This window comes from Geminocystis sp. GBBB08, from assembly GCF_016743215.1.
Taxonomy (GTDB): domain Bacteria; phylum Cyanobacteriota; class Cyanobacteriia; order Cyanobacteriales; family Cyanobacteriaceae; genus Geminocystis.
Window position 1 is genome coordinate 18,827 of sequence record NZ_VRZC01000015.1, and the last position, 22,048, is coordinate 40,874.

The 22,048-nt window shown below is 31.1% G+C and carries 19 protein-coding genes; 11 read left to right on the forward strand and 8 right to left on the reverse strand.

Annotation, left to right across the window (positions count from 1 at the left end; genetic code table 11):
- Window positions 1-120: 120 nt before the first annotated feature.
- A complete protein-coding gene (locus FWJ34_RS03655; protein ID WP_308253973.1) occupies window positions 121-933 on the forward strand; it encodes an HpsJ family protein in 813 nt (270 codons plus the stop codon).
- Between the two features lie 97 nt (window positions 934-1,030).
- Here FWJ34_RS03655 and FWJ34_RS03660 read toward each other — a convergent pair whose 3' ends face one another.
- From FWJ34_RS03660 to FWJ34_RS03675, 4 genes are all read right to left on the reverse strand, one after another.
- Window positions 1,031-3,517: a CHAT domain-containing protein gene (locus tag FWJ34_RS03660; RefSeq protein ID WP_308253974.1), complete on the reverse strand. Its 2,487-nt coding sequence runs from the start codon at window positions 3,515-3,517 to the stop codon at window positions 1,031-1,033.
- Between the two features lie 238 nt (window positions 3,518-3,755).
- Window positions 3,756-4,376 carry a hypothetical protein gene (locus FWJ34_RS03665; protein WP_308253975.1) on the reverse strand — a complete coding sequence of 207 codons (621 nt, stop codon included), beginning with the start codon at window positions 4,374-4,376 and terminating at the stop codon, window positions 3,756-3,758.
- Window positions 4,369-4,596 (reverse strand): DNA-directed RNA polymerase subunit omega, encoded by a 228-nt coding sequence (locus FWJ34_RS03670; protein WP_308253976.1) that lies wholly within the window; start codon window positions 4,594-4,596, stop codon window positions 4,369-4,371. Before FWJ34_RS03670 ends, FWJ34_RS03665 begins: the two co-directional genes overlap by 8 nt.
- A gap of 329 nt (window positions 4,597-4,925) precedes the next feature.
- On the reverse strand, window positions 4,926-5,552 hold the full coding sequence (locus FWJ34_RS03675; RefSeq protein WP_308253977.1) for a TVP38/TMEM64 family protein: 627 nt from the start codon (window positions 5,550-5,552) through the stop codon (window positions 4,926-4,928).
- Between the two features lie 199 nt (window positions 5,553-5,751).
- Here FWJ34_RS03675 and urtA point away from each other — a divergent pair, with 199 nt between their 5' ends.
- Window positions 5,752-7,080: an urea ABC transporter substrate-binding protein gene (gene urtA / locus FWJ34_RS03680; protein WP_308253978.1), complete on the forward strand. Its 1,329-nt coding sequence runs from the start codon at window positions 5,752-5,754 to the stop codon at window positions 7,078-7,080.
- 95 nt (window positions 7,081-7,175) lie between these two features.
- Window positions 7,176-7,577 carry a hypothetical protein gene (locus tag FWJ34_RS03685; RefSeq protein WP_308253979.1) on the forward strand — a complete coding sequence of 134 codons (402 nt, stop codon included), beginning with the start codon at window positions 7,176-7,178 and terminating at the stop codon, window positions 7,575-7,577.
- Window positions 7,578-7,758: 181 nt separating this feature from the next.
- Here the strand turns inward: FWJ34_RS03685 and FWJ34_RS03690 are convergent, their stop codons facing one another.
- The 4 genes from FWJ34_RS03690 to FWJ34_RS03705 form a co-directional block, all read right to left on the reverse strand.
- The gene (locus tag FWJ34_RS03690) at window positions 7,759-7,968 is read right to left on the reverse strand and encodes a hypothetical protein (RefSeq protein WP_308253980.1); all 210 of its coding nucleotides are present in this window, start codon (window positions 7,966-7,968) and stop codon (window positions 7,759-7,761) included.
- Entirely contained in the window at window positions 7,968-8,174 is a 207-nt protein-coding gene (locus tag FWJ34_RS03695; protein WP_308253981.1) for a hypothetical protein, read from the reverse strand. Before FWJ34_RS03695 ends, FWJ34_RS03690 begins: the two co-directional genes overlap by 1 nt.
- A 148-nt stretch (window positions 8,175-8,322) precedes the next feature.
- Window positions 8,323-9,735 (reverse strand): HAMP domain-containing sensor histidine kinase, encoded by a 1,413-nt coding sequence (locus FWJ34_RS03700; RefSeq protein WP_308253982.1) that lies wholly within the window; start codon window positions 9,733-9,735, stop codon window positions 8,323-8,325.
- 248 nt (window positions 9,736-9,983) lie between these two features.
- Window positions 9,984-14,966 carry a hypothetical protein gene (locus FWJ34_RS03705; RefSeq protein WP_308253983.1) on the reverse strand — a complete coding sequence of 1,661 codons (4,983 nt, stop codon included), beginning with the start codon at window positions 14,964-14,966 and terminating at the stop codon, window positions 9,984-9,986.
- Between the two features lie 169 nt (window positions 14,967-15,135).
- On the opposite strand from FWJ34_RS03705, the gene psbP reads away from it, so the two are divergent.
- From psbP to FWJ34_RS03745, 8 genes are all read left to right on the forward strand, one after another.
- Window positions 15,136-15,687, forward strand: coding sequence for a photosystem II reaction center PsbP (gene psbP, locus FWJ34_RS03710; RefSeq protein ID WP_308253984.1), 552 nt, complete (start codon window positions 15,136-15,138; stop codon window positions 15,685-15,687).
- A gap of 87 nt (window positions 15,688-15,774) precedes the next feature.
- The gene (locus FWJ34_RS03715; RefSeq protein WP_308253985.1) at window positions 15,775-16,359 is read left to right on the forward strand and encodes a nucleoside triphosphate pyrophosphatase; all 585 of its coding nucleotides are present in this window, start codon (window positions 15,775-15,777) and stop codon (window positions 16,357-16,359) included.
- A gap of 60 nt (window positions 16,360-16,419) precedes the next feature.
- Window positions 16,420-16,734, forward strand: a complete 315-nt coding sequence (locus FWJ34_RS03720; RefSeq protein WP_308253986.1) for a hypothetical protein — start codon at window positions 16,420-16,422, stop codon at window positions 16,732-16,734.
- 175 nt (window positions 16,735-16,909) lie between these two features.
- The gene (locus tag FWJ34_RS03725) at window positions 16,910-17,776 is read left to right on the forward strand and encodes a hypothetical protein (protein ID WP_308253987.1); all 867 of its coding nucleotides are present in this window, start codon (window positions 16,910-16,912) and stop codon (window positions 17,774-17,776) included.
- Window positions 17,777-18,014: 238 nt separating this feature from the next.
- Entirely contained in the window at window positions 18,015-19,538 is a 1,524-nt protein-coding gene (locus FWJ34_RS03730) for a serine/threonine-protein kinase (RefSeq protein ID WP_308253988.1), read from the forward strand.
- A gap of 155 nt (window positions 19,539-19,693) precedes the next feature.
- On the forward strand, window positions 19,694-21,223 hold the full coding sequence (locus tag FWJ34_RS03735) for a serine/threonine-protein kinase (RefSeq protein WP_308253989.1): 1,530 nt from the start codon (window positions 19,694-19,696) through the stop codon (window positions 21,221-21,223).
- Between the two features lie 199 nt (window positions 21,224-21,422).
- On the forward strand, window positions 21,423-21,716 hold the full coding sequence (locus tag FWJ34_RS03740; RefSeq protein WP_308253990.1) for a Mo-dependent nitrogenase C-terminal domain-containing protein: 294 nt from the start codon (window positions 21,423-21,425) through the stop codon (window positions 21,714-21,716).
- 51 nt (window positions 21,717-21,767) lie between these two features.
- Complete coding sequence (locus FWJ34_RS03745; protein WP_308253991.1) at window positions 21,768-21,938, forward strand: hypothetical protein; 171 nt, start codon at window positions 21,768-21,770, stop codon at window positions 21,936-21,938.
- Window positions 21,939-22,048 lie beyond the last annotated feature (110 nt).

Below are 22,048 nucleotides of genomic sequence, written 5' to 3' on the forward strand. Positions count from 1 at the left end.
TTAAGAGTTGTACCCCAAAGGATTATTACTGATAGAATAATCAAGGTTAAATTATCTATTATGATTTATAAATTTAAAATAAACTTATTTAAACATTTTTAAAACTAACTACAAAATATTATGATTCAGTCTAATCAAGAAGATTTAAATTCCAACACTGAAACTATCTCTAATACTGAAACCCTTGATATTCAAAGCAAACTTAATCAAAAAGTCGATAAAATAGGTGTTTTTAGTCTGAATATGTTGCGCTCCCTCGGTTTATGGCGATTAGTAGGTTATGCTTTCTTAATCTTATTCGCCTTAGATTTAGCAGAGATTTTTATTCCCCCTCAATTTCTCAATCCTAACTGGGAATTTGAAGTATTTGGGGCTCTTATTGAAAAAGTCGCAATTCCTCTCGTCGCCTTAGTTTTAATATTTTATGGTGGTAATTATTTACGAAAAGGTTGGGAATTTATTGTCCTTACCAGTTTATCATGGCTTTGTTTATTTGTTGGGATATTATTTCTGTTATCTGTACCATTGGGGATAATAAATACTATGCGCATCAATAGTCAAATTAGCACTAAAATCACAGAAGCAGCTAATCAACGATTAGAGGTTTTACAAAAAGTCGAAACTGCACTCAAAGACGTTAAGAATAAACAAGATATGGAAATTTTAATTAGTCAACTTAATAACAGTGGTAATGCACCTATTATCGTAATTGAGCAACAATTAACCCAAGTAAAAACTAACTTAACTGAGTTTATCAAAGGTTCTCGTAATCAAATTAGTAGTCAATCCGTAATGGCTATTAAACAGCAGAGAAAATCTTTGTTAAAACGTTCAGTAAAATGGAATTTAGGAGCATTAATTTCCGGTGTTTTGTTTATTATGACATGGCAAATGACTAAATGGGCAAGAGTCAGAGAGACAATTAACAATTAAATAAGGGCTGCTGAAAAAGTATTTTGGTGAGGGTAGGCAAGAGGCAACAGATAACAGTTTTAAGATTTTTTATCATTAGGCTTTTAGTCTGTAAATATTAACTATTTACTGTCTTAAAGCCAAATTTTACTTTTAAATTAGGATCAATGTCTGCTATTTTACTAATATCAATACCTTTATTATTAGCTTCTTTTAAGGCTTTTTTATCTGCTGTATAGGTAATTTTTGCCACCCGATATTCTTGAGGTAATTCTTCTGGTTTAACCTTGACATTTATCTTCGGATATTCTCTAAAAATAAGATTTCTTTCATTTCCTTCCTCTTTTTTATTTAAAATTTTTTGTTGATGTAAATATAATAATCTTTGCTGTAATAAATGTTGTCCTTTCTTTAATTCTTCTACTTGAGTTTGCAACATTTCGTTAATTTTTTTCTGTTTAGCCATTACACTTATAATAGCTAATTCATATTGATCATTTATCCACGCAAAACCATCTATATCTCTATCTAATTTTTCAAATAAATAGATAATTTCTTCCTCATCATTAAGGTTAATTAATTGTTGCCAAATTTCTCCTGCTTTTTCATGATAGTTTTGGTGTAAAGAAGTGACAATATTATCAATTTTAGTCTCTTGGTTATGATTAATTTTATAGCTAATTTTTTCTAAGGATTGATGATAGTCTCTGTTTAATAAATTTGGGTTTTGTTGTAAGTTATTATTAACCCAATTTTCTTGAAATTTAGATAAATTTTCTTGATAAAGATTTAAAATATTTATCGATGATTCCATTTTTCTTTGTTGATAAATCCGTTTTAATTCTTCTAATAATAAAATCCGATTATTAAATTCTGCTCCTAAATCTAAAAATTGTTTGAATTGCCTATAAAATCTGCTTAAACGTTCATCTAAGATGTTTTTTGATAAATTTGAGGTATTTTGTAAAATAACCTTAACTTGCTCTAATTTTGTGTTTCCTTGCAAATAATTAATGATTTCTTGGGCAAAAGTGACAGCTATTTTTTCTATAGATAACAAAGAATTTTGAGGAAGAAAAACAGGAAAAGCGATAGAATTAAAGCCGCTACTATCTGCTAAAGTTAAGCAACGATTAATGATAGTTTTTACTAAATTTACATCTGTTAATTCTGGTTGTTGATAGTCATAAATAATACCGTGAAAAATCCCTTCGACTTTTAATTTTCCTCCCCCAGTTGTTAAAATTTGCCCTAATTGTTTTATTTTCCTTTTTTCTAATTCTTTACTGATAGTTTTACCACCTTTGATAAGTAAAATTCTAGCAATATCTTCACTCATGGACAAATCTATGTCAGTATAGTTAACTAAAACCTCAACATTGCAATTTATCAAAGAGTTATATTCAAGGGTAAGTTGAGTATTGGCGATCACAGTTTCAAAAACGAGATTAGTAAAATTTTCAGGAGTTTTCAGGAGTTTACTGGGGGAAAAATCAGGATTAATCTCTAAACCTTGTAAATTTTGCCAAGTTAAGGGTAAACTAGCGGGATTTTGACAGATAATTGGCAACCAAGTCGCACAAGGAAATTGAGTTTCAAGAGGTTGTAACTTTTCTCTAGCTTTTCTGACAGCTAAATATAGAGGTTGATTGTCAGCGAAACTTTGTAAAAATTCTTTGATAAAAACATGAGCGACAATATCAGGTATTATTTCTCCCATAACGATAATTTGGGATAGGTGTAACGCTACTAAATCTTGTGCCAATCCTAAACCATCACAGGAATTAAAAATAGCTAATTTTAAACCTTTTTGAATTGCTTGTTTTAAAGCATGATTAAATTCTTCAACAGTGATAATATCTTCTTCATTTAGATATAACTTACCTTGCCAAGTTTCTTCATTTTTTCCACTGTGCCCTGCAAAAAAAAGTAAATCCCATTCTTGCTCATAAAGATGAGAAAATAATTCTTGACGACTAGGGTTAGTTAAAGTAATTATTTCTGCTTTTTTTAAATTAGTTAAAACTTCTTCATCGGGCTTTAGATTTATTCCTTGGCTATTACCAAAAATTGCTAAAATTTTGATTTGAGAGCTTTCTTTGAGGCTTATATTTAAAGTACTATATTCAATAGGGGCAATAGCTAATTCAGCTTTATGATATAAATTAAGAAAAGAATCAAAAAATAAATGCCAAGGTAAAAAACGCAATTCTTTAATATTAGTTTGAATCAAAAGTCTAATAGATTCTTGAGTATCTAATTCTGTTAATAATTTTTCCCTGATTTTACCGAAAGATTCGATTTCGCAATGATACCAATTTCGTAAAGTTTCCTTAAGTTGAGAGGCAGAAACTTGACAATTATTAGTAACGTGAGTAACTTGTTGTTTAGATGATCCTAATCTGACTTTTTGATGCAAACTACGATAACTTTCCTGCCATTGTTGATAATGTTGAGTGATAGGTTGACAGGGTGGAAGTTTGCCAGTTATAGTAGTAAAAGGATGAGTGATACCATCGGGATTATCTTCACAAATTTGTAAACTGACATCAAAGCCATTCACAAAACTACCGGATTCTAGTTTAAAAAGAATTAGTTTACCCATGTTTTATAATTAACTATTAATCAAGTAGCTGAGATTAAATAATGTGCAACCCTAAGAATTACATTTATTTTTAGTAATTAATCAAGTAGGTTAGATTCAAGCAAATGTAACCCTAACAATTAAAATCTGAAAAAATTTGAGTTTTATTTCCTTAATTTAACCTACCTTTAATTAAAGTGATAACTCTTCTCTCTTCCCTTCACCAAAGGAGTTAGATATTTTCCTAGCTTACTATCAATTAAGGTGATAATAAATCAGCACCTCCAGGAGTTGGTAACACCAAAATAGGAGAAGAAGAATTATTATTTTGTTGAGTTTGTTGGGGTTTTTCCTTCGGTTTATTTTCGGCGTTAGGGTTATAAATACTCACTAACACATTGACTAAATTATTTCTTTGTTTCACGGTTAAAGTCTCAATAATTTGGCGATCGCCTTCTAGGGGATTTCGTGTTAAAGTATTATTACCAGGATAACGATCATCATTAATAATTTCATTTTTACCGAGATAATCTGCCAAAGTTAACTTCCAATCTAAACGAAAAATAGTCGGCCGACTTTTGCTATATTGATGATAGCGAACAAGACGACTAACAAAAGTATTTTCTATGGCTATTTGATTAGTTTCTCTACGGATATAATTATTTTGCAGTGGCAAGTCAGGTATTCGTTGATATACTTCTTCGGCTACCTTTTCAGGAGTCATAGTTTGGGCAAATACCATCGGAGAATAGGAAAAATTTTCGCCTAATAATTTCAAAACAAAACCAAAAGCACTAAAATAACTAACTAAGATAAAAGTAGTTAAAAATAAAGATAAATTTAACCACTTACTTCTCCATAATATTTTTATATTAGTCATCGCTAATAATTTCAGGTTGGGTAATTTCATCAGACATTTCTATAATAGCTCTGAGTACGGGTTTCATCACCTCTTCTATATTTTCAAAATCTTCTTTTCTTCTTTGTTTCGCTCTTTTAGCAACGGCTACAGTTATTTTATAACGATTTGATGCTGCACTCATTAATTCATCAGTGCGAAACATTATTTGACTGGAATCAAAGCTATTTTTTTTTAGCATTCTTATTTTATCATCAAGTTTTGATGTTTCATTATAGCCTACTCCTACTCCTTAAGTAAAATCTCTAAAAGTAAACTCCTATAGCAATCGGAAAATAGGTTGTGGTAAATTAAATATTAATAACTCTCAAACTGTTATATTCTTGACACTTTAGAAAAAAATGCTAGGATTAATGCTAGGATTAGGGTTTGAAAATTAAGAAATAGAAAGCCTTCCTAGAAGGACGAGGTTTTAAACCCAAAATTTTGATAAAAATTAACAGCCACCTTTTCTTGAGCCGTAGTGCTTGGGAGGAGTGGTTTGTGCGTTTTTTCTGTTAAAATAATTTATTAAATTTTTTTTTGATAAAAGGTAGCACCACCTATCAATAAACCGGTTAAGGCTAAAGAGAGAGTAATAGTTACCATATCACCTTTTTCTATAGTGGAAATTCCTGCACCCATCATGACAAAGGGCAAAATACCCGGAATTGTACCAAAAATAGTCCCAAGAAAATAATCTTTTTCACTGACAGAAGTTAAACCAGCACCAAAGTTAACAATACCGTAAGGAATCAAAGGCAATAAACGAATAGCAAAAATATATCCCATTCCTCCTCGTTTGATTTCTTTATCCAATTTTTGTAAATGAATACCAAATCTTTTTTTTACCCATTTTCTCCCTAAAAATCTGGCATAGACAAAACTCACCATGGAAGCGATGATAGCACCAATAGCTGTCCAAAGAAGCCCCCACCAAAAACCAAAAATTAAACCACCGCTAATATTTAAAGGAGTAGAAGGTAAAAGTAAGATAGTCGCCAAAATGTAGAGAAAAATATAAAGAAAAGGGGCAAATATACCTAATTTAGCGACAATATTCTCTAATAATTGGGGATTAATTCCTCCAAGAAAAAAAATAGCAACTCCAGATATAAGAATACAGATTAATGTCAAAACAATTAACTTACTTTTCATTGACTAATATCTGTTTTTGGTTAAATGAAACATACAATTATATCTTAACAAAAAATTAGATCTCCATTGGCTAAGGTCTTCAATACTTTTGTTTACTTCTAATATATAACATAAAATTTTGTATATTACGATACATAAAAATATTAATCTTATCTTTAGTATTAGTAAGTTTAAAACAAAAATCAGTAAACAATAGATTATGTCCAGACTAGGAAGAAGAAAATTTCTCTTATACGGTTCAGCCACATTAGGTACAAGTTTACTATTAAAAGCCTGTGGAAACTCTCCTCCACCTGCTGATAATACGGCAACAAATACTCCCACAGAAACTCCCACTCCCACAGAAACTCCGGCTCCTTCCGGTGATAAGATTAAAGTAGGTATTTTACACTCCCTGAGCGGTACAATGGCTATTAGTGAAACCAGTGTTGTGGATGCTGAAAAATTAGCCATTAAAGAAATTAATGCAGCGGGAGGGGTGTTAGGGAAACAAATTGAGCCTGTAGTCGAAGATGGTGCCTCAGATTGGCCTACTTTTACCGAAAAAGCGACTAAACTAATAGATCAAGATAAAGTAGCTACGGTTTTTGGATGTTGGACTTCAGCTAGTCGTAAAGCGGTATTACCAGTCTTTGAATCAAAAAATCATATGCTGTGGTATCCTGTACAATACGAAGGTCAAGAATGTTCTAAAAATATATTTTACACGGGTGCGGCACCAAATCAACAAATTGAACCAGCAGTGGATTGGTTGTTACAGAATAAAGGGAAAGAATTTTTCTTAGTTGGTTCAGATTATGTATTTCCACGCACTGCTAATACGATTATTAAAGCTCAATTAGCGGCAAAAGGTGGTAAAGTGGTTGGAGAAGATTATTTACCATTAGGTAGTACAGAAGTTACGCCCATTATTGCTAAAATTAAAGCGGCATTACCAAATGGGGGGGTAATATTTAACAGTCTTAATGGTGATAGTAACGTAGCTTTCTTCAAACAAATTCAAGCGGCTGGTTTAACTCCAGATAAATTTCCTGTTATGTCAGTAAGTATCGCCGAAGAAGAAGTGCAACAAATTGGGGTAGAATATCTCAAAGGACATTATGCCGCTTGGAATTATTTTCAAACCGTAGAAAGTCCAGAAAATAAGAAGTTTGTGGATGCTTTTAAGGCAGAATATGGTCAAGATAGAGTAGTAAATGATCCGATGGAAGCGGCTTATACTATGGTATATTTATGGAAACAGGCTGTGGAAAAAGCAGGTGGTGCGGATGACATTGAAAAGGTGAGAATGGCGGCGATAGGGCAAGAATTTGCAGCCCCCCATGGGCCTGTTAAAATGTTACCTAATCATCATATTTCAAAAACTGTGCGTATTGGACAAATTAGAGATGATGGTTTATTCGATATAGTTTACGCTACTAATGGGCCTGTGGATGCTATTCCTTGGAATCAATTTGTGGCAGAAACCAAAGGTTATTCTTGTGATTGGACAGATCCTGCTAAGGGTGGTAAATTTAAAATGAGTTAAGCTCTAATTTAATTAGCAATTAACAATTATCAATTAGCAATAAATAATGAATTTAGCAATTAGTAATTAATTATTAGGACTTATTAATTTTATAAATGAGGGAGAAAATCATTAATAATAAATCTGTAAATGTTAATTTAGATTTACCGATAGAATGGCGTGAAAAGATAGAGAGTTTAGCTATAGAAAAACAACAATCTTTATCAGACTTCATTACCGATGTGATTGGTCAATATTTAGGGTATAATTTAGATAATCTTAATATTAATAGATTGCAAGAGAACTATCAAGAATTAAGTGAAAGATTAAAAATTTTAGAAACAAAAGATTATCAAATTGAAAAGCTACAAAATAGACTAGACATAATCGAAAAATTAGTAGCTAGTTTACAAACTAATGTTGTTTCTCGCCCTTTTAATCGACTAAGTCATGCTTTAATGATCAATGAAGAAATAGAAGATGAACCTGATGAGATTTTAACAGATTTTTTAGATTAAGGATTTTCAGGAAGCTTCCCGATTTTACAATAAGTAATAATACTCAGACTATTTTTTAGCAATTGAGGACTCAAAAATTAAGAAATAAAATTATACTCGGCAAGATCATAATCTGAGCTTTTACGACATCGCCATTTATAGATCAACAAACTCAAGTTATGCCCTTGGAAAGTATAGAAACTTAATTGATGAATGTCACAAACAATGCTATTTTTACCGATTCATTTCGAGATACAAATTTATAAACTTCAAATAATATCGGTAATGGCGTTAAAACTTCACCAAAAGCAACAGAAATTTGACTAAAACCTCGTTTAGCTTCATCGTGATAATTATCTTTTTGGGATAATAAAGCTATTAATGGTCCTGCATCTAATACTAATCGTTTCATTAGCGATTATTTTTGTTAGTAGAGGCATCAGCAGGAGCATTTTTGACTATTCCTGCTAATTCTAATAGCCTTGCACCGTTACGAGGACGCAACTTGTCTTTTAATGCCTCTTGCACTACGCTAGAAACATTTTCTTCGGGATGTTTTTGCAAGTAACTACTTAATTGCTCCCATAATTCATCAGGGATATAAAGTGTTTTTCTCATTTCTATTTTTTAGATATAACTTACATTGTACATTAGCATATTTTTGACTATTCCAGCTAACTCTAATTGTTACCATTACGGGGATATAACTTAACTTTCAAGAGAAAATAAAATTAAGGGATAAGTAATTATTGATGAGGAGAGAAATTTACTCGAATAAAGGAAAAGTAAGGGTAAAAATACTCCCTTTGTCAGGTTGAGAAATTAAGTTGATTTTACCATTCATGGTAGTAACTAAACTTTTAACTATAGCTAATCCTAAACCAGTGCCTCCGGTATCTCGATTTCTCGCTTCATCCACTCGATAAAAACGCTCAAAAATTCTATTTTGTAAGGCTAAAGGAATACCAATTCCTTGATCATGAATTTCAATTATAGCTGATTTATGTTGTTTTAAGATAATATGAATATCCGTATTTTCAGGGGAATATTTGATAGCATTATCAATTAAATTGAGACAAATTTGTTTAAATCTGTTGCGATCAACTTTAATAGAGATGTTATTATATTCTTCCGTTAAGAGAATATTTCTGGTACGATATTGTTGAGCCATACTGATAATTTCTCGAATGAGATCATTGACTATAACTATTTCTAATTCCATCTGAATATTACCATTATCAGCCCTAGCTAAATCTAATAAATCTTCTAATAATTGTACGGTGCGATTGGCTTCTGATACAGCAACAGATAAGGCTTCTTTTTGTATTAAAGTAAGATTTTCTCCTCGTCTGAGAGTACTTTGTAAATAACCTGATACAATAGTTAAAGGTGTCCTTAATTCATGAGAAACATTATTTAATAATTGTTGTTGATTTTCCCAAGTTTCTCCTAATCTCATCAACATTTTTTCTAATGTTTGAGCTAATTTTTTGACTTCACTAGGGCTATTATTAAAGTTAATTGAGACTTCTTTTAATTTATCTGCGGAGATATTTTGGGCTACATTACAAATTTTTTCTAAGGGTTTTAAAGAATAAGAAATATAACAGGCGATCGCCGTAATCATAATAGTAATAGCGAGAATAGTAGTAATAGTTAAAGTGCGAATTAAATAGGTAAATAAAATTTGTTCATTAGTAATATTTTGGGCGATATATAAATAACCAATTAAGTGCTGATTTCGTTGAAAAGGAATACCGCAAATAAGCCAATAATTTTCAGCAATAATGATAACTTGAGGATGGGAAGAAATATAATTAAAAGTAGCTAATTGAGGGTAAAAGTAACTAGATTGAGCAATAATATGATTATGGTTATTTTTAAACCAAAAAATATTTTTATAATTGGATAAATTGTTGATAGTTTTTTGAATACCTACCTCTAAAGATACCATTTCACTATAAATTTCGACATCATGGGGAAAACGATTTGCAATAGAATTAACAGTTTGTTTATGAGTCATGATTAACAAATTTTGCATTTTCCAATTCATCCATAAAGCAACACTACCTAAAGCCAAAGTTGAAAGTAATGCGACACCTAAAGTTAAACGAAATTTTAAAGAATTAAAGTCAATAGTTTTTAGGGTAGAAAGATTAGAGGTAATTTTTCTTAGCATTATTTAGGGAATAAAGAGGGATGATATTTAATAAATAATTGTCGAACTATTTTCCATTAAATCTTAATAAGCTGATATTTTCCTGAATTTTTGATTAAATAATAAAAATAAGGAAGAAGAAATTATTAAAAAACTAAAAGACTAGAAGACTCTTAAGACTAGAATAGTAGGAGAAAAAAACAGATTACAAAACAAATATATAACAATCAATTTATTAGTTGTTAACTAAGTTACGAAAGAAGTGTAAGCTAAATTCGATTAGCTAACATTAAAGCGGCTTGTTTCCATTTACCCATTTTTCTAAGTAAATTAGCGGCTTTGAGTTTATTTCCGGCTAACTGCCACGCTTCGACAGCATTATCCCATTTACTTTCACCTTGTTGTTCACAAGTATAGGCAATTTTGTCCCATTGAGATATTTTACGCCAACATTCTTCAGCTAATGACCAGTATAATCCTTGTTCATAACAAAGGGCAGCTTTAATAATGTTGTCTTTAACATCACTTAATAACCAAGTTTGTGCGGCTTTTTGCCATTGTTTTTGTTGTTGATAGGCAATGGCTACCATATCATATCGAGACAAATTATGCCAACAATCAGCATTTTTCTGCCATAATTGAGCATTTTGATAAGCTAAGGCGGCTTTTTCCCACTCACAAATCAATTCCCATGCTTGGGCGGCTTTTTCCCATTTAGATTGTTTTTCACAAATTAAAGCAACTCTTTGCCAATTTTGTATTTGTCGCCAACAGTTTTCAGCTTCTGAGTAGAGTTTTATCTTTTCATAAATTTCTCCTGCTTGTTGATAATTATTAAGAAGAATGTAAGCGAAGGCGGCTTTATCTAATTGGTTTTGTTTTTCACAGGTAAAAGCAACTTTTTCCCAGTCTTCAAGTTGTCGCCAAAGGTTTTCTGCTAAATCCCAAAATTCTCCTTGTTGATAACAAACAGCAGCTTTATCTAACTCAGGAATTTGTAACCAAATTAGTGCAGCTTTTTGCCACTGTTGTTGGGTTTGCCAGATATGGGCGGCGGTTTCCCATTTGTATTGTTTTTCAGCCATGATAGCGGCTTTTTCCCAGTTACCCATAAGTAACCAACACTCTTCGGCTTTTTGCCAATTTTCAATTTTTTCGTAACAGTTACCGGCTTTTTCGACTTTATCTATTTTTAACCAAGAAGAAGCGGCTTTTTCCCATGTCTCTTGTTTTTCGTAAACTTCAGCTAATTTTTGCCAATTTTCTAATTTACGCCAACACTCTTCGGCTTTTTGCCAATTTTCAACTTTTTCATAACAGTTACCGGCTTTTTCGACTTTATCTATTTTTAACCAAGAAGAAGCGGCTTTTTCCCATGTCTGTTGTTTTTCCCACAACTGAGAAGCCAATTCCCACTTATTTTGTTTTTCGTAAACTTCAGCTAATTTTTGCCAGTTTTTTAATTTATGCCAACATTCTTCAGTTTTTTGCCAATTTTCTGCATTTTCGTAACAAATAGCCGCCGAATCTAATCGATTAATTTTTTCCCATAGGGTAGCTGCTTTTTGCCATTGATTTAATTCTTGCCAAAGTTTAGCAGAATCTGGCCATTTTTGCTGTTTTTCGCAGAGGATAGCAACTTTTTGCCAATTTTCTAATTTACGCCAACAGTTTTCAGCTTCTTGCCATGCTTCGACTTTTTCATAACACCAAGCAGCTTTCTCTTCTGGTTTAACTTTGTGCCAAGTTTGTGCGGCTTCTAACCATTTTTCTTGTCTTTCACACATAATGGCAACGTTAACCCATTGTTGTAATTGTCGCCAACAATCTTCTGCTTTTTGCCAATTTTGTGCTAATTCATAGTCAAGGGAAGCATTAGATAATTTTCCTAACTGTAACCAAATATCAGCAGACTTTTGCCAGTGATGTTGTTTTTGACAAGCTATAGCGACTTTTTCCCAGTCTTGAAGTTTACGCCAACAAAATTCTGCTAATTGCCATTCTTCTACTTTTTCATAACACTCACCGGCTTGAGAATATGCTTCTAATTTTTGCCATGCTTTTCCAGCAGAGGAAAATTGCTGTAATTTTTGCCAAAGATTAGCGGCAGTTTCATAATCTTGCTGTTGATAACAACAAAAGGCGACTTCTTGCCAATTTTTTAATTCTCGCCATAATTTTTCGGCTAAACTCCATAATTTTCCTTGAGAGTAACATTTCGCTGCAGATTTTTTTTCGTCTATTTTTAACCATGCTTTCCCTGCTTTTTCCCATTCTCCTGTTTTTTGATAAATAAGGGCAAGTCTTTCCCAATTTTTTAAGTTTAGCCAACATTCTTCTGCTTTTGACCAAAGTTTTCCTTTTTCATAACAAAAAGCTGCTTTTTTTATCTCTCTCGTCATTTCCCATGCGTAACCTGCTTTTTGCCAATTTTCTAACTGTTGCCAAATTTGTGCGGCGGATTGCCATTTATGTTGAGATTCACAACAAGTAGCGATATTGGGTAGATGATTAAGTTGACGCCAACAAGTTTCTGCTTCTTGCCAATACATTCCTCGTTGGTAACTTTCAGCAGCTTGAGGAAGTTGGGGAATTTTTAAATAATTTTCAGCGGCTTTTTGCCATTGCTGTAATTTTTGCCAAATTTTTGCTGATTCTTGCCATTTTTCTTGTGCCTGACAACATAAGGCGATATTTTCCCAATTATTTAATTTTCGCCAACAATTTTCGGCTTTTTCCCATTGAGAATTTTTTTGATAACAAATAGCGGCATTTTCCCATTTTTCAATTTTTTCCCATAGGGTAGCCGCTTTTTCCCATTGGTTTTCTTCCTCCCTAATTAGGGCAGTTTTTTCCCATGCTTTTTGTTTTTCCCACATCAAACGACAACGAGATAAATCACCAGTTTGACGATAAATTTTTTCTGCCATTAAGTAAGATTTTTCTGCCGCTTCATCTTTGCCTTGTTTTTTATATTCATCTCCGGCTTTTTCCCATTCTTGATTAAGTTTTAAACATTGTAAATAATTTTCTGTATCTTCAGCTTGTTGATAACAAATACTAGCTAAATCATAATGATGATGTTGTTGAAAATATCTTGCTTTTTCCTGCCACTGTAAAGGAGTCAAATTTCGCCATTTTTTTAACCATAAATTATCGTCTATTTCCTGCCAACAGTTAACTGCTTTTTGCCATTTTTCTAAAATATTCCATAAATCTCCGGCTTTTCCCCAGTTACCTTCACTTTCAGCAATGTAAGGTTGAATAAGTTTTGCTTTTTGATAATTTTTTATCTGCCAATAAGATTCATAAGCCTGTTTCCATGCACCTTGATGATGATAAAATTGAGCGATAGTGTTAATATTCTCATCAAGAGAAAGGGTAAAAAAGCCTTCTAAAATTTCAAGATTACCTTTAGTTAAGTAATCTTCTAAATTAGGATAGTTTTCTCCAATATTTAAACTTGTTTCATAGCAGTAAATTTTTTCTTTGACACATCCTAAACAAAGATATAAGTATTTTTTTAATAAATCCGTTGTCAGACTATGATATTTGATATTGTTAAAATAGCTAAAAAAATTCCAAAGGATAATTTCATTAAATTTTAAACCATCAATTTCGGTAATAGTTAGAATGCGACTATTAGAAACTTCTTGACGGGCTTTAAAAATATTGAGTAACTTTTCCTTTTCTTGACTATTAGTAACAATAATACATTTATCTAAACCAAAATTTATGCCTAAATTCAATAACTTTGATTCGGGAGAAATAATCGAAAAGCAGTTAGTATTTTGTGGAAGAATACGATTATTTTTGAGAATATCTTTACTTTTTGATTTTTTCTCTAACTCTAAATTTAATAACCCGTGACTAAAATTGATTAAGTTTTGATTAGCAATTAAGTTAAAGGTTAATTTTCCTTCATGGATAGTTGAGTTATTATCAGAGGAGACAATTTTTTGAATTTTTTTGACAAAAGTTGCACAGTCATAAATAGATTTTTGACTATCGTAGGTAAAACAAAAATTATTGATTAAATTTTTCTCGTCAGATTTTTGGGTTAAAGTGAGAATTAATTGTAAAGCTATGTCATTAAATTTATGGGCGTTATCACAATAAACTTGAGCATAAATTCCGCTAAAATTATGAGGTATATTTTCTAAAATATAGTTACTTAAATCTATTTCATCCCAGTAGTTATATTGAGTTAACCATTGTTGATATTTAACCGCTAATTGATAAATTTGTTTAGGGTTAATTTCTGGAGATAAAAAAGTATATTGTTGAATTTGTTGTTGATAATTTTCTAAGGAAATTAAATTATAAGTATTCTTGGTATAACTACCATTTCCTTTGATAAGATAATAAATTTCGTGCCATAAATGAGATGATTCAATATCTTCTATTTCTTGATTAGCTAAAAACTTAAACTTAAAGTCAGTATAAGTAATTTCTTTACTTCTGAGAAATCTGTTATCTTGTAAAAGATGATTATCTTGAGCAAATTTACGAATAAAATAAATAAAGTCACGGATAATGAAGTTATCAATCTTTTCTCCTTTCAATAATGGTTGAGATGGATACTGAGTTTGATATTTATTATTTAGAGTATGAGTAAGATAAAGGATTTTTCCTTCTGGATTAGTTTTACTGGCTTGTATAGCTTTGATTAAAGATACTGTGGTTTTTCCAGTGTTGTTAAATCCGTGCAAAAGTAAAGGTAAAGGTTTTTTGATGTTATCAATTTCTTCTGAGGAGAGTAAAAGTTTTTGAGGATTAGTAACGAAAATATTTAAACTTTGTAAACTCTGACAAAAAAAGTCGTTAAACTGGATGTCAAAATCTTCAGGTTGTATTTTTAAATTTTCTCTGCTTCTAAAGTTATGGATAATTTCGGTATTGATTAAATTATGTTCTCGATTAATATTAATATCAATATCAATTATCTTGACTGAAAGTCCTTCTTTAAAGACTATAATTCTTTTAAGTTTACTTTTATCAAAAATATTGAGAAATTTAACTATATTTTCTTGATGGTGAAGAATATGAGTAATAAATATCTCTAACTTATAATTATAGTTAAGACGATAAATAACTTTTTCTTGTTTTCTTTTATCAATTTCTGAAGTTAATAAAGGATGATGAATAATGGTTTCTAAAATTGTTAAAATTACCTGTTGATTAGAAGTCTTAAGCCCATGGATTGTTTTGCTTAAACTATTATTACTACTAAGAGAATATTGATGGTTCATTAATTTATTAATGTGGATTAAATAAGTTAATCTAGTTAGTAATTCTAAATTTATCGGTGTAAAAAGAAATGATTAGAAATAACATAACATAAGTAAAATTGGAAATAAGATACAAGAAAGATCTTCAGTTCATGAGATAATTAGGAAGTCAACTACTTTTAAACTATATATGTTAAAATCTTTTATCTCGATCATATTAATTATTTTTAGCATTACTTTGACTTCTTGTTCATCTGCACTTAGTGGTTTACAAGCTTATGTTGACGGTATAGACGGTTATCAATTTTTATATCCTAATGGTTGGATGTTGGTAGATGTAAAAAATGTTAGTGAGGGGGTAGATGTAGTTTTTAAAGATTTTCTGGAACCTAGTGAAAATTTAAGCGTAATTGTGAGTAAAATAGATTCAAAGAAAAATTTAGCAGATTTAGGCACTCCTACGGATGTCGGTTATCGGTTTATGAAAATGGTTAACCAAGATTCTAGCAATGGAAGGGAAGCCGAATTAATTTCTGCGGAAAAAAGAGAACAAAATTTACAAGATTATTACTTACTAGAATATAAAGTCAAATTATCAAATAATGAATATCGTCATAACTTAGCCAGTGTGGCGACAAAAAACGGAAAACTATATACGTTTAACATTTCCACCACAGAATCTCGATGGCAAAATGTGGGAGATTTATTCAAAACAGTAACGAAATCTTTTAACCTTTCTTAACAAGACAAAAAACCCTTTGCAACTTTTCTTTGTGTCTTTGCGAGAAAAATCCTTCTGACGAAAAACTTTTGCTAATTAACTGATTTTATGACTAAATTTGTCTTGGCTTCGGCTTCTCCCGCTCGTTTAAAACTGTTAAAAATGATTGGTATTGAACCTATTGTTCATAGTAGTGATTATGATGAGTCTCAAATTACTGTAACAGATGTTGTTGATTTAGTCAATACTTTGGCATGGAAAAAAGCGGAAATTATTGCAAGTCTTTATTCTTCAGCTTTAATTTTAGGCTGCGATTCTGTGTTAGAAATGGAAGATGAAATTTATGGTAAACCTGAAAATCCTGAAATGGCGATCGCCCGTTGGCAAAAAATGAGAGGAAAAATGGGTAAATTATATACAGGTCATGCTTTAATTAACACTAATACCCAAGAAAAAATCATTAATTGTGGCATTACGGAGGTATATTTCGCTGATATTGATGACTTTACTATTAAAGCCTATGTAGGGACACAAGAGCCTTTGAAATGTGCTGGTAGTTTTGCTTTAGAAGGTAAAGGGGGAGTTTTCATTGATAAAATTATCGGTTGTCATAGTAATGTAATTGGGTTAAGTTTACCTTTATTACGAAATATGTTAGCAGATTTAAACTTTCAGGTCACAGATTTTTGGTAAGTTGTTACAGACAATTTGAGTTAAGCTAATTGAAAGAAAAAATTTAAGGTAATGTAAATCATGAGCAAAATAGAAGAAGTAAAAGCCAAAATTAGACATGGAGAAATTGAAGAGGCGATGGCGATGGCGATGTCAGAGGTAATGAAAATAGAAATAGTTACCATTACTAATGATCAGTATAACTCTCCCTTAGCATCTTGTCGAACTTTTATTGATTTATTACAAAATGAAATTGATAATGAATTAGGGGATAATAGTGTTGAACATTTACACTTTCAAGAAGTAGATAAAGCTCACGAAAAAATTTTACAAAATGCCCAAAGTTTACAAAAAATGTTTAATTTATTGCAAGAAAATATAGATAAATTAAGTTAATTACTTATATTGTAGCAATGAATGATCGATCAAAGTTATGAAGTATGATTTGATTCTCTAAATCTCTTTTTTAAAAAGGTACTTCAATTTTTTGTTTGTATCTGCTAATAATTGTTAGGGTATATTTAAAGTTAGTAAAATTGTTAAAAAATAAATAAATTAAGGAATAAAAATAATGAGTAATCATGAAGATATAAAGGAATTATTAGAAAAGAAAAAATTACAACAAATTCTTTTAGTGGGTTTAAGTAATAGCTTAAAACTGAAGTTAACTACTACTGCTAAAGGAAAAGATAAAATAGGAAATATTGAAACGAAAATTAATTTATTAAAAGGATTAACTACTAAAATAAGTGATAAAAGTCTGGTTTCTGATGATAATAGTGTCCTAAAATTTCATCAAAAACAAGTCAAAAATGCTTATGAAACTTGGGATAAAAATAGGGAAACTTTAGTTAAAATTTTACAAATTATTGCAGGAAATTCACTAGAAATAAAGTCTTTTATTCAAGAGTCCTCTGAAAAGTTATTGCCTTTATCGATAGAAGAAAATGGGATAAAAGAGGATAATTTTACAGATAATTTAAATATTCTTGAAAATAATTATGTTACTGAAAATTCTTTTAATTATGAAGAAAATCAAGAAGATGAAGAAACCAGCGAAAATGATGGTGAAAATTGGATTGATGAGATAGAAAACGAAATACCAGAATCAGTAAATGATGGTGATGAATCAGAAAATTTTGATGATATGCCATTAGATTTAGGTATTGTTGCTGAAGAAGAAATCTTTATGGATGAGGAGAAAGAAGAAACTGAAGTGGTAGAAGAAAATTGGGACGATTTTATCGAAATGCCAGAAGAAGAAATTATCACGGATGAAGCGGGGATAAATCCAGATTTGGAAAGTGATTCTCCGAGTTTAGAAGTGAATGATGATTGGGAAGAATGGTTAGAGGAGGAAAATGAGAACTCATCTACTAATCATAATGGAGAAAATGAGGCGGGAGAAATTGATTGGAGTGAAGAGGAAATTAAGTAGGAAGTAATGGTTGAGACGTAATACTTAGATCTTCTAACATATTTAAAAATCTCCGGTAAAATATATTATTCCTAACAAGAGGTTTAAATCCTTTGTTTATTCTTAATTTCTAATTTCTTAGTTCAATATTTTTTGATAAACTTTAGGTAAAGTGGTTATTGGTGTTGAAAAATTAAGATACACTATAATTACCTCTTGATGAATAATCAAAATTACCTCACGGTTGAAAGGAAAGTGAATGAGTGTTATTTATTGCCTCAACCCCCATTGTGAAGATCCCAAAAATGATACGAGAACAAAAAAGTGTCGGAGTTGTCAGTCAAATCTGGTGCTTCATAGACGCTATGTGGCTATCAAAAAAATTGGTAGGGGGGGGTTTGGGACAACTTATTTAGCCGTGGACATGGTTCAAAAAAATCGTTATTGTGTGGTAAAACAATTAGAACTTGGTACGGCTAATCCTGAATCTCACCGCACAGCTTTAGATTTATTTGCGAGGGAAGCGAAAACTCTTGCTAAGTTAGATCATGCCCAAATACCAAAACTCTTAGATTATTTTGAAGAAAATGATCAATTTTATCTAATTCAAGATTTTATCTTAGGGAAAGATTTAGAAAAGGAAATTAAAAAAGGTAGTGTTTATCAGGAAAGTTCGGCGAAGCAGTTTCTTCGTAATATATTACCCGTTCTAAAATATATTCACTCTCAGAAAGTTATCCATAGAGATATAAAACCAGGAAATATTTTACGGGAAAAGGAAACGAACAAATTATTTTTAATTGACTTTGGGGCTGTAAAAGAACAGGCTAACACTCAGTTAATGAATCAAAACCCTCAAAGTGCCTTTACTAAAATATCTGTAGGTACAATGGGATTTGCACCGCCAGAGCAGTTAGCCATGCGTCCAGTATATTCTAGTGATATTTACGCTTTAGCGGCTACTTGCATTTTTTTATTGACGGGAAAAGCACCAAAAGATTTATGTGATAACACAACGGGGGAATTAGAATGGGAAAAATATACTAATGTCAGTGCTAATTTTGCGAAAGTTTTGAATAAAATGCTGGAGTTGGATGTTCGTAAACGTTATGTCTCAGCGGATGATGTGATCAAAGCTTTAGATTTAGTGCCTTATGAACAAGAATTAGCAGGAAGCATGGTTAATTTAAGTACCAGTAAAGAATCAAATGACGATGATGAAGATATTACTATTGCGAGTTCAACTTCTCAAAATTTGGCAGACGCCATTAGAAAAAGAAAGGAAAAGTTAAGCGGTAATACTCCATCCTCAAGAAGTCAACTTAATGTTTCTTCCTCAAGTCAATCTAAATTACAATTAACTCCAGAAACAATAACTCAAGATTATCGCAAGGGAAACCGTAATTTTTCTCAACAGATTTTAAGCGAATTAGATTTAGAAGGTTTAAAATTGTCAGGGGCAAGTTTTTCTCAAAGTAAACTAATTGGGGTAAATCTACAAAAAGCGAATCTTTATCGAACTAATTATTATAATGCTAATCTAGCCCAAGCAAATCTTAAAGAAGCTAATTTACAAAGAGCGGAATTATATAAAGCTAATTTGAAAAATGCCGATTTACAAGGTGCAGATTTAACGGGGGCGAATCTTAATAGTGCTATTTTAAAAGATGCTAATTTAGCCGGAGCAATTCTCAAGGATGCAAAAGTCGATGATGAACAACTTAAAACGGCTAAAACTAATTGGCGCACAGTTTTTCCTGATGGTAAAAGAAGATGGTGGTAATTAATGAGGAATTTAGAATTTAGAATTTAGAAATTTTATCTCTTCTCCGGCTCTCCTCTTCTCCTAGCCTTCCTATCTCCCCTAGTATCCTCCTCTTATCCACCTTTTTCTTAAATCTCACAAAATCACTTTATCGAGAAATTGATGACAAAACGATGATTATTAGTTACTGTGTTAACCCTAATTGTTCTGAACCGAAAAATCACCCTAAATTAAAGAAGTGTAATAATTGTGGCTCTAGTTTAATTTTAAATAATCGCTATCGAGTGATCAAAATGTTAGGTAAAGGTGGTTTTGGGGCAACTTTTGTGGGTGTTGATTTAACAGTCGTGGGTGATCCTTTGTGTGTAGTGAAACAATTACGTCCTCTGACAGATGATCCTCAAGCATTTAAAACTGCGGTTAGTTTATTTGAGAGGGAAGCCAAAACTTTAGGTAAAATTAATCATCCTCAAATACCAAAGTTGATGGATTATTTTACAGATCAAGAACAATTTTATCTGATTCAAGAATTGATTAACGGTCAAAATTTACAGCGAGAAGTGAAAACTCAGGGAGTTTATGGAGAAATTGCTTTAAGAAGGTTTTTAGAGGAAATTTCCCCTATTCTTAAATATCTTCATTCAGAAAAAGTTATTCATCGAGATATTAAACCGGCTAATATTTTACGCCAGAAAAAGGATGGTAAATTAGTATTAATAGATTTTGGAGCGGTAAAAGATCAAGTAAATACTCAATTAGCTAAAACAATGGGAAACACAGCTTTAACAAAGTTTTCTGTGGGTACAATGGGTTATGCTCCCCCTGAGCAGTTAGCTATGCGTCCGGTATATTCTAGTGATATTTATGCTTTAGGAGCAACTTGTGTTTATCTAGTAACGGGTAAATCTCCGAAGAATTTTAATATTGATCCTGATACAGGGCAGTTACTTTGGCAACAAGATGTTAATATTAGTAGTGGTTTAGTAAAGGTTATTCAAAAAATGTTAGCCCAAGATACCCGTCAACGTTATAAAACTATGGATGAGTTAATTGAAGTTCTTAATATCCAACCTTTTCAACAAAGTTTAAGCCAAAATATTACCAGTATTCAAACTCCTAAAGAAATTAAACTTAGTGATATTCAAGGAGATTCTACTGTTACTGACATAAACAATACTCAATTAACTAATACCTTTTCAGCTACAGAAAAAATCCAAAAAGCTATTCAACAAAGACGAGAAAATAAACCGAAAAATATTTCGTTAAAATGGGATGAAGATAAATTTTTAACTGCTTTTAATAATGGGAAAAAAGATTTTAGTGATCAGGATTTACAAGGTTTAAATTTAGAAAGAAGTAAATTAAATAAATGTATTTTTCGTTATGCTCAATTACAAAGAATTATTTTTACAGAAGCTAATTTATCTCAGGCTAATTTTTATGGTGCAGATTTAAGTAATGCTAATTTTAATAATGCTAATCTTACTCAAACTTATTTTTCCAAAAGTAATTTAGAAAATGCCGATTTTAAAGGTGCAAATTTGAGTAGTGCTGATTTTACCAATGCAAATTTAACTAATACTAATTTATGTGGTGCTAATCTCAAAAATGCTAAAATTAATCAACAACAATTAAAAGATGCAAAGGTAAATTGGACTACTACTTTTCCTGATGGTAGTCGTCGTTGGTGGAAGGTATTTTAATTAAGGTTTGCTAAATTTAATTGTAAGGGTAAGGTATTTCAAGTCAGGATTAATTTGTTTACCCTTCAGCTAAGCCTACCTCTTCAGTTAACCTTATCTTATATAAAAGATATTTATATAAATAGTGAGTTGTTATATTTTTTATTTATAAGTAAACTAATTATAGTTAAGTAAAAATTATCAATAAAAAGATTCCACAATGTTAAAAATTAATAATGTAATCAACAAAACCTTTTTGTCTCCTCTAAAAATTATTAAAATAAAACTAGAAAAATTAGAAATTAAAGAAAAAGAAACAGCAAAAAAAATTGTTCGTTTAATTCCCAATCAATGTCCTTTTGCTAAAGAAATTAGGCTGTTTAACTTATATCTAGGAAAAATTCCGCCTCTATGTAAACTGAATCCTTTTTATGAAGATTTAATGATTTTACGCTTTCGTGCGTTATCTTTTCTTTGTGAAATAGGGGAAGATATTACTCCTTATTGTCAATAATTTTTTATTCAATCTTGATCACCTTTCAGTGCTACTTAATAAGTAAACATTATGAAAATATCTTTTAACTGTCAGGAAAAAGAAATAATCTTAATTAAGAGTCGTAAATTCTATTACAAAGCCTCTATAGATTATTACTATCAAAAATGTTCTTCTAGTGAAGGAAAAGGATATATTTCCGCTAAAATTAACAACGGTATTTACGCAAGGAATTTGAGATGACAGTGAAAGTTTTAGTTGTTGGTAGTGGCGGTAGAGAACAACCCTTTTCATTGTAGTTTTTTCAATTTGTTACCATGTGAAAAAGTTTTTTTTTTCCCGGTAATATCGGT

Bases quoted from the DNA above. Each gene is read 5' to 3' on its own strand.
- FWJ34_RS03655 (WP_308253973.1), top strand. From the start codon at position 121: ATGATTCAGTCTAATCAAGAAGATTTAAATTCCAACACTGAAACTATC.
- FWJ34_RS03660 (WP_308253974.1), bottom strand. From the start codon at position 3,517: ATGGGTAAACTAATTCTTTTTAAACTAGAATCCGGTAGTTTTGTGAAT.
- FWJ34_RS03665 (WP_308253975.1), bottom strand. From the start codon at position 4,376: ATGACTAATATAAAAATATTATGGAGAAGTAAGTGGTTAAATTTATCT.
- FWJ34_RS03670 (WP_308253976.1), bottom strand. From the start codon at position 4,596: ATGCTAAAAAAAAATAGCTTTGATTCCAGTCAAATAATGTTTCGCACT.
- FWJ34_RS03675 (WP_308253977.1), bottom strand. From the start codon at position 5,552: ATGAAAAGTAAGTTAATTGTTTTGACATTAATCTGTATTCTTATATCT.
- urtA (WP_308253978.1), top strand. From the start codon at position 5,752: ATGTCCAGACTAGGAAGAAGAAAATTTCTCTTATACGGTTCAGCCACA.
- FWJ34_RS03685 (WP_308253979.1), top strand. From the start codon at position 7,176: ATGAGGGAGAAAATCATTAATAATAAATCTGTAAATGTTAATTTAGAT.
- FWJ34_RS03690 (WP_308253980.1), bottom strand. From the start codon at position 7,968: ATGAAACGATTAGTATTAGATGCAGGACCATTAATAGCTTTATTATCC.
- FWJ34_RS03695 (WP_308253981.1), bottom strand. From the start codon at position 8,174: ATGAGAAAAACACTTTATATCCCTGATGAATTATGGGAGCAATTAAGT.
- FWJ34_RS03700 (WP_308253982.1), bottom strand. From the start codon at position 9,735: ATGCTAAGAAAAATTACCTCTAATCTTTCTACCCTAAAAACTATTGAC.
- FWJ34_RS03705 (WP_308253983.1), bottom strand. From the start codon at position 14,966: ATGAACCATCAATATTCTCTTAGTAGTAATAATAGTTTAAGCAAAACA.
- psbP (WP_308253984.1), top strand. From the start codon at position 15,136: ATGTTAAAATCTTTTATCTCGATCATATTAATTATTTTTAGCATTACT.
- FWJ34_RS03715 (WP_308253985.1), top strand. From the start codon at position 15,775: ATGACTAAATTTGTCTTGGCTTCGGCTTCTCCCGCTCGTTTAAAACTG.
- FWJ34_RS03720 (WP_308253986.1), top strand. From the start codon at position 16,420: ATGAGCAAAATAGAAGAAGTAAAAGCCAAAATTAGACATGGAGAAATT.
- FWJ34_RS03725 (WP_308253987.1), top strand. From the start codon at position 16,910: ATGAGTAATCATGAAGATATAAAGGAATTATTAGAAAAGAAAAAATTA.
- FWJ34_RS03730 (WP_308253988.1), top strand. From the start codon at position 18,015: ATGAGTGTTATTTATTGCCTCAACCCCCATTGTGAAGATCCCAAAAAT.
- FWJ34_RS03735 (WP_308253989.1), top strand. From the start codon at position 19,694: ATGATTATTAGTTACTGTGTTAACCCTAATTGTTCTGAACCGAAAAAT.
- FWJ34_RS03740 (WP_308253990.1), top strand. From the start codon at position 21,423: ATGTTAAAAATTAATAATGTAATCAACAAAACCTTTTTGTCTCCTCTA.
- FWJ34_RS03745 (WP_308253991.1), top strand. From the start codon at position 21,768: ATGAAAATATCTTTTAACTGTCAGGAAAAAGAAATAATCTTAATTAAG.